Annotated in this window: 6 protein-coding genes; 2 read left to right on the forward strand and 4 right to left on the reverse strand. The window is 69.8% G+C overall.

Annotated features, from left to right (window positions below; all coding sequences use genetic code 11):
- Window positions 1-84: 84 nt before the first annotated feature.
- The 4 genes from VFV21_RS11005 to VFV21_RS11020 form a co-directional block, all read right to left on the reverse strand.
- Complete coding sequence (locus tag VFV21_RS11005; RefSeq protein ID WP_329669473.1) at window positions 85-1173, reverse strand: acetylornithine deacetylase; 1089 nt, start codon at window positions 1171-1173, stop codon at window positions 85-87.
- A 98-nt stretch (window positions 1174-1271) separates the two neighbouring features.
- Complete coding sequence (locus tag VFV21_RS11010) at window positions 1272-2474, reverse strand: argininosuccinate synthase (protein ID WP_329669474.1); 1203 nt, start codon at window positions 2472-2474, stop codon at window positions 1272-1274.
- A gap of 200 nt (window positions 2475-2674) precedes the next feature.
- The gene (locus VFV21_RS11015; protein WP_329669475.1) at window positions 2675-3679 is read right to left on the reverse strand and encodes an N-acetylornithine carbamoyltransferase; all 1005 of its coding nucleotides are present in this window, start codon (window positions 3677-3679) and stop codon (window positions 2675-2677) included.
- Window positions 3680-3904: 225 nt separating this feature from the next.
- Window positions 3905-4468, reverse strand: coding sequence for a glycine zipper 2TM domain-containing protein (locus VFV21_RS11020; protein ID WP_329669476.1), 564 nt, complete (start codon window positions 4466-4468; stop codon window positions 3905-3907).
- A 162-nt stretch (window positions 4469-4630) separates the two neighbouring features.
- Between VFV21_RS11020 and cysS the strand changes: the two genes are divergently transcribed.
- Together cysS and VFV21_RS11030 are read left to right on the forward strand one after the other, a co-directional pair.
- Window positions 4631-6001 carry a cysteine--tRNA ligase gene (gene cysS, locus VFV21_RS11025; protein ID WP_329669477.1) on the forward strand — a complete coding sequence of 457 codons (1371 nt, stop codon included), beginning with the start codon at window positions 4631-4633 and terminating at the stop codon, window positions 5999-6001.
- The coding region (locus VFV21_RS11030; protein WP_329669478.1) for a SufE family protein at window positions 6001-6291 on the forward strand (291 nt) is incomplete at its 3' end. The genes cysS and VFV21_RS11030, both read left to right, overlap by 1 nt.

Raw genomic sequence — 6291 nt, forward strand, 5'->3', positions numbered from 1 at the left:
GGCGGGTGGCGGGCTCCGGAAGCTTCCTCCGGAGGGAATCGGGCTGGCCCGCGAGATCGGCGGGGGCGGTCAGGGCGATGGCGTTCATGAAGCCTCCAGCAGGCGCACGTAGTGGTTGGCGACGATCTGCAGTTGTTCGAGCGCGACCCATTCATCGGCCGTATGCGCCTGGGCGATGTCGCCCGGGCCGAACACGAAGGCGGTCAGGCCGGCGGCCGAGAACAGCGAGGCCTCGGTCCAGAAATCCACGGCGTTGCCGATCGGCAGGCCTAGCTCGTCGGCGAGGTCGCGCGCGGCGAGTCGCTTCGCCTCCGCCCCGGCGATGTCGCCCGCGGGCAACGAGGGGCCGCTGAAGGTTTCTTCGTACGAAGCGAGCGCCGAGGGGTCGGCGAAGCCGCGGAAGCGCGCGTGCAGGTCCGCCGGCGCCTGCGAGGGCAGCGGCCGGAACCCGAAGCGCAGCTCGGCCCGCGGCGCGATCATGTTGGCCTTGATGCCGCCCTCGACACGGCCGATGTTGAAGCGCAGCCCGGTGAGGCCGCCGAAGCGCGCATGGTCCAGCGACTCGACGTAGTCCAGCGCCTGGTCGCCCCAGCGGATCGCCGCGTGCAGCGCGCTGGCCGTGCGCGCCTGCTGGCCGGACGCATGCCCCGCCTGCCCGGTGAACTGCATCAGCACCGAGCTGATGCCGCGATGCGCCAGCACCGCCTCGGCCATCGTCGGCTCGGCCACGATCGCCTCGGTGAAGCCGTGGTCGGAAGCGAGGAAAGCAGCGATGCAGCGCGCGTCGTTGGCCTCCTCGTCGCTGGTGAACAGGAAGGCCGCGTCGCCGGCCGTGCGCGACGCCGCCGCCAGCAGCCCCGCTGCCGCGCCCTTGATGTCGCAGGCGCCGAGGCCGATGGCGCGGTCGCCGGTGACGCGCAGCACATGCGGGTCGGCGCTCCACGCCGGCGAAGCCGGCACGGTGTCGAGGTGCACGTTGAACACCCGCTTCGGCGCCCCGCGCACGGCCAGGAGCGACACCGCGCCGGCCCCGTGGTCGGTGACCGTGACCCGGAAGCCCGGCAGGTGGGCCCGCAGGTAATCGAAGATGCCGCCCGTCCCGATCGCGCGCGGCGGGTTGCGGGTGTCGAACGACACGAGGGCGTCGAGGTGTTGGAGTACATCCTGGATCATCGAGGTATCCGGTCGGTCCTCTGTGGGAGGGACTTCAGTCCCGATGCTTTTCGGCGAAAGGCATCGGGACTGAAGTCCCTCCCACAAAAGCTATGGGGTCAGGGTTTGCGGTTGACTTCGGCCCAAAGCGTGCTGCTCATGCCGTAGAGGCGGATGAAGCCCTCGGCCTCGGCCACGCCCCAGTCCGCCGACTGCGCGTAGGTAGCGCCCTTGGCGTGCAGCAGGTGCGGCGAGCGCACGGCCACGGCATCCACGCGGCCGCCCTGCGTTTCCAGCACCACTTCGCCGTTCACGCAGGCCTGGCTGGACTGCAGGAAGGCCTCGAGGTCGGCCTTGAGCGGATCGTTGTAGAAGCCCTCGTACACCAGCTCCACCCACTTGCGCGCCACTTCGGGCTTGAAGCGGTTCTGCTGCTTGGTCAGCACGGCCTCCTCGAGGGCGCGATGGCCGGCCAGCAGCGCCGCCAGGCCGGGGGCCTCGAAGATGATGCGGCCCTTGAGGCCGATCGTGGTGTCGCCGGTGTACAGGCCGCGACCGACGCCGTACTTCGCGAACAAGGCGTTGAGCCTGGCCAGCAGCGCGGCGCCCGACATCGGCTGGCCGTCGAGCGCCACGGCCTCGCCCTGCTTGAAAGTCAGCGTGACCCGCAGCGCCTGCGCCGGCCATTCGGCGCGCGGCGCGCACCAGCCGCGGGCACCCTCGCCCGGCGCTTCCCAGCGGTCGATCTCGCCGCCGGACATGGTCAGGCCCAGCAGGTTCTCGTTGATGGTGTAGCTCTTCTGCTTGGCGCGCACCTCGAAGCCGCGCTCCTCGAGGTAGGCCTGCTCGTAGGCGCGGGTCTGGGTGTGCTCCTTCTGGATCTCGCGGATCGGCGCCACGATCTCGTAGTCGCCGGCCGCCTTCACCGCCAGGTCGAAGCGCACCTGGTCGTTGCCCATGCCGGTGCAGCCATGCGCGATCGCGCGCGTGCCGAGTTCGGCGGCACGCTTGAGCGCCGCGTCCACGATCAGGTAGCGATCGGACACCAGCAGCGGGTACTGCCCCTGGTAGCCCTCGCCCGCCATCACGAAGGGCTTCACGAAGCCCTCCCAGATCGCCGGCCCGCCGTCGACCGTGACATGGCTGGCCGCGCCCAGCTCGGCCGCGCGACCCTCGATATACGCGCGCTCGGCCGCATCCACGCCGCCGGTATCGGCGAACACGGTATGCACGGCCCAGCCGCGCTCCTTCAGCCACGGAATGCAGAAGCTGGTGTCGAGGCCGCCGGAGAAGGCGAGGACGATGGGCTTGGGGTGGGTCATGGCGGGTCCGGTTCGGTAGGTGGCAGGAAATGGGAAAGGGTTGGAGGCCGATGGAGAAGTGGGGAGGAGGAGTTAGTGGACAGGAGGTAGGAGGTAGTGGAAGCGCGGGTGGCGGAGGCGAAACGCTCTCACTAGCTCCTACCTCCTATCCACTAACTCCTGACTCCAGCCGACCGGTTCCTGCCCCCACGATCTCCCGGCTATTGATTGGCAAGCGCGGCCATCACCGCCTTCTGCACATGCAGCCGGTTCTCGGCCTCCTCGATGGCAATGCAGTACGGCGCATCCATCACGCCATCGGTCGCCTTGACGTTGCGCCGCAGCGGCAGGCAATGGCTGAACACGCCGTTGTTGGTCAGCGCCATCTTGGCTTCGTCGACGATGAAGTGCCGGTGCGCATCGCGGATCGGCTTCTCCTGCTCCCAGCGGCCGAAGTACGGGATAGCGCCCCAGCTCTTGGCGTACACCACGTCGGCGCCGGTGTAGGCCTCGGTGATGTCGTGGCTCATGCGGAAGCGGCCGCCGGACTCGGCCACGTTGTCGCGGGCCCAGCCGAGGTAGCGCTCGTCCAGCGCGTACTCCGGGGTCGGGCACAGCAGGGTCACGTCCATGCCCAGGCGGGTGGCGATGGTCAGCGCCGAGTTGGCCACCGCCGTGTTCAGCGGCTTGGGGTGGTAGGTCCAGGTCAGCACGAACTTCTTGCCGCGCAGGTCGGGCGTGCCGAAGTGCTCCTGCAGCGCCAGCGCATGCGCCAGCTCCTGGCAGGGATGGGTGATGGTCTCGAGGTTGATCACCGGCACCGTGGAGTACTTCGCGAACGCGCGCAGCACCCGGTCCTCGCGGTCCACCGACCAGTCCTGGAACTTCGGGAACGCCCGCACCGCCACCAGGTCAACGTAGCGCGACAGCACCCGCGCCACCTCGGCGATGTGCTCCTCGGCCTCGCCGTCCATCACGGTGCCGACGTCGAATTCGATCGGCCAGGCGTCCTTGCCCGGCTGCAGCACCACCGCATGCCCGCCCAGCTGGAAGGCGCCCAGCTCGAAGCTGGTGCGGGTGCGCAGCGACGGGTTGAAGAAGACCAGGGCGATGGACTTGCCCTTGAGCTGGTCGCCGGCCTTGCTGCGCTTGAACGCAGCCGCCTGGGCGAGCACCGCGTCGAGCTCGGCGCGGGTCCAGTCCTGGGTGTTGAGGAAATGCTTCATGGTGGGGTCCTGGTGGAAACCAAAAACAAAAAACCCAGCGCGAGGCTGGGTTTTTCCGGTGAACAAGCAGTGACGTCCGGGTTACCCAGCTGGCGTGGCGGATTCCGGTCGGCGCGCGCGAGACGTCATGCCCGCCGCCATGTAGGCGGAGCTGAGGATGTCGGCAGGGGCGGCGCAGTGGCTCATTCGGGGGCGAGTATGCCGGGGGCGGGGCGGGCCCGCAACTCAGCGGGCCGCGGCCGCGGCGTCGTCCGGGGTCACCGAGACCCGGATGCGCAGGCGGTTGCCGGGGTCGTACGGCAGGCGGGACATGTATTTCTCGCCCTTGTACATGTATTCGACGTCATAGCCGACCACCTGGGATTCCTCGCGCTCGACCTCGACCAGCTGGCAGCCGCGGGCCTCGGCCTCGGCGCGCTGGCGGGCGATGTTGTTGCCGATGGCGCCGCCGGCGACCGCGCCGACCACGGTGGCCGCCTTGCGGCCGTCGCCCTTGCCGACCTGGTTGCCCAGCGCCGCGCCGACCAGGGCGCCGATCACGGTGCCGCCGGTGGTGCGGCCGGTACTGCGGTACTCGACGTCGTCGCAGCGCTCCTCCGGGGTGCGGGTCACGACGCGCTCGACCACCTCGTCGGCGCGCAGCACCTGGGCGTAGCCGTAGCTGACATTCTCGGGGACCGCGGGGGCGTAATACTCATCGTCCCCGTACTCGTCCCCGGCGTACTGCGCCAGCGCCGGGCCGGACAGGGCCAGCAGCAGGATCGGAAGGGTTCGGATGGCGGCGGTCATCAAACGTTCTCCGTGGGGCGGTCGGGCCGGGCCGCCGGGGCGACGGGCGGGGCGCGAGCGACCCCGGGATTAAAGCGCCGAGCGCCTGAACCCAAGCCTAAGATTTTCGTTAAGCGGCCCCGCCGGGCTTGCTAGACTCTGGCTTTCCGTCCGTGCCCGACCATGGAACTGCGCCTCTACAACAACCTCTCCCGCCGGCTCGAAGCCTTCGAGCCCGCCGACCCGCGCCGGGTCACGATGTACGTCTGCGGACCGACGGTCTACAACTACGTCCACATCGGCAACGCCCGCCCGCCCGTGGTGTTCGGCGTGCTGGCCCGGCTGCTGCGCCGCCACTATCCGCGCCTGGTCTACGCCCGCAACATCACCGACGTCGACGACAAGATCAACCAGGCCGCCAAGGACCAGGGCGTGCCGATCAGCGTGATCACCGACCGCTTCGCCGCCGCGTACCACGAGGACATGGCGCGCCTGGGCGTGGATCCGCCCGACGTGGTGCCCTACGCCACCGCCCACATCCCGCACATCATCTCGATGATCGAGCGGCTGATCGGCTCCGGCCACGCCTACGCGGCCGAGGGCCACGTGCTGTTCTCGGTGGCCAGCTTCCCCGACTACGGCAAGCTCTCGCGCCGCGACCCGGACGAGATGCTGGCCGGCGCCCGCGTCGAAGTGGCGCCGTACAAGCGCGACGCCGGCGATTTCGTGCTCTGGAAGCCGTCCACCCCGGACCTGCCCGGCTGGGACTCGCCCTGGGGCGTGGGCCGCCCGGGCTGGCACATCGAGTGCTCGGCCATGGCCGAGACCCACCTGGGCGACACCATCGACATCCACGGCGGCGGCGTCGACCTGCAGTTCCCGCACCACGAGAACGAGGTCGCGCAGAGCACCTGCGCCCACGGCGGCCAGGTGTTCGCCCGCTTCTGGCTGCACAACGGCATGCTCAACCTGGGCGGCGCCAAGATGTCCAAGTCGGTCGGCAACGTGTACCTGGTGCACGACCTGCTCGACCAGCACCCGCCCGAGGCCCTGCGCTACGCCCTGCTGTCGGCCCACTACCGGCAGCCGCTGGACTGGTCCGACGCGCTGATCGAGCAGTGCGTGCGCACGCTGGACCGCCTCTACGGCACGCTGCGCGACCTGGCCGACGTGCCGACGGTCGAACCGATGGTGCCGTTCGAGGTCGAGTCCGCCCTGTGCGACGACCTCAACACGCCGGCGGCGCTGGCCGAGCTCTCCCGCATCGCCGCCGAGGCCCGCAAGGCCACCAGCGCGATCTCGCGTGCCAGCCTCAAGGCCGAACTGCTCGGCGGCGGCCTGCTGCTGGGCCTGCTGCAGCAGCGCCCGGAGGCCTGGTTTAGCCGCGGCAGCGAGGATGGCGACGACGCCCGCATCCAGGCGCTGGTGGACGAGCGCAACGCCGCCAAGCGCGCCCGCGACTTCCTGCGCGCGGACGCCATCCGCAAGCAGCTGGCCGAGGAAGGCATCCTGCTCGAGGACACCGCCCAGGGCGTTCGCTGGAGGCGCGGCTGATGCGGCCGACCGAAGCCAGCGCGGCGCTGGCCCAGGCCGCCATCGCCGACGAGTTCGCCTTCTTCGGCGACTGGTCCGAGCGCTACCAGTACCTCATCGACCTCGGCCGCAAGCTGCCGCCGATGGACGAATCGCTGCGCATCGAGGAGAACCGCCTGCTCGGCTGCCAGTCGATGGTGTGGATCGTCGGCTCTGGCAATGCCGACCGGCTGGATTTCCAGGCGATCAGCGATTCGGCGATCGTTTCCGGTCTCATCTATCTCGCGCTGCGCGTGTATTCGGGACGTAGC

The organism is Arenimonas sp. (assembly GCF_036275555.1).
Classification (GTDB): Bacteria; Pseudomonadota; Gammaproteobacteria; order Xanthomonadales; family Xanthomonadaceae; genus Arenimonas.

What these genes read in the sequence shown, in the direction of transcription:
- VFV21_RS11005 (WP_329669473.1), bottom strand. Translation starts at nt 1,173, where the DNA reads ATGATCCAGGATGTACTCCAACACCTCGACGCCCTCGTGTCGTTCGAC.
- VFV21_RS11010 (WP_329669474.1), bottom strand. Translation starts at nt 2,474, where the DNA reads ATGACCCACCCCAAGCCCATCGTCCTCGCCTTCTCCGGCGGCCTCGAC.
- VFV21_RS11015 (WP_329669475.1), bottom strand. Translation starts at nt 3,679, where the DNA reads ATGAAGCATTTCCTCAACACCCAGGACTGGACCCGCGCCGAGCTCGAC.
- VFV21_RS11020 (WP_329669476.1), bottom strand. Translation starts at nt 4,468, where the DNA reads ATGACCGCCGCCATCCGAACCCTTCCGATCCTGCTGCTGGCCCTGTCC.
- cysS (WP_329669477.1), top strand. Translation starts at nt 4,631, where the DNA reads ATGGAACTGCGCCTCTACAACAACCTCTCCCGCCGGCTCGAAGCCTTC.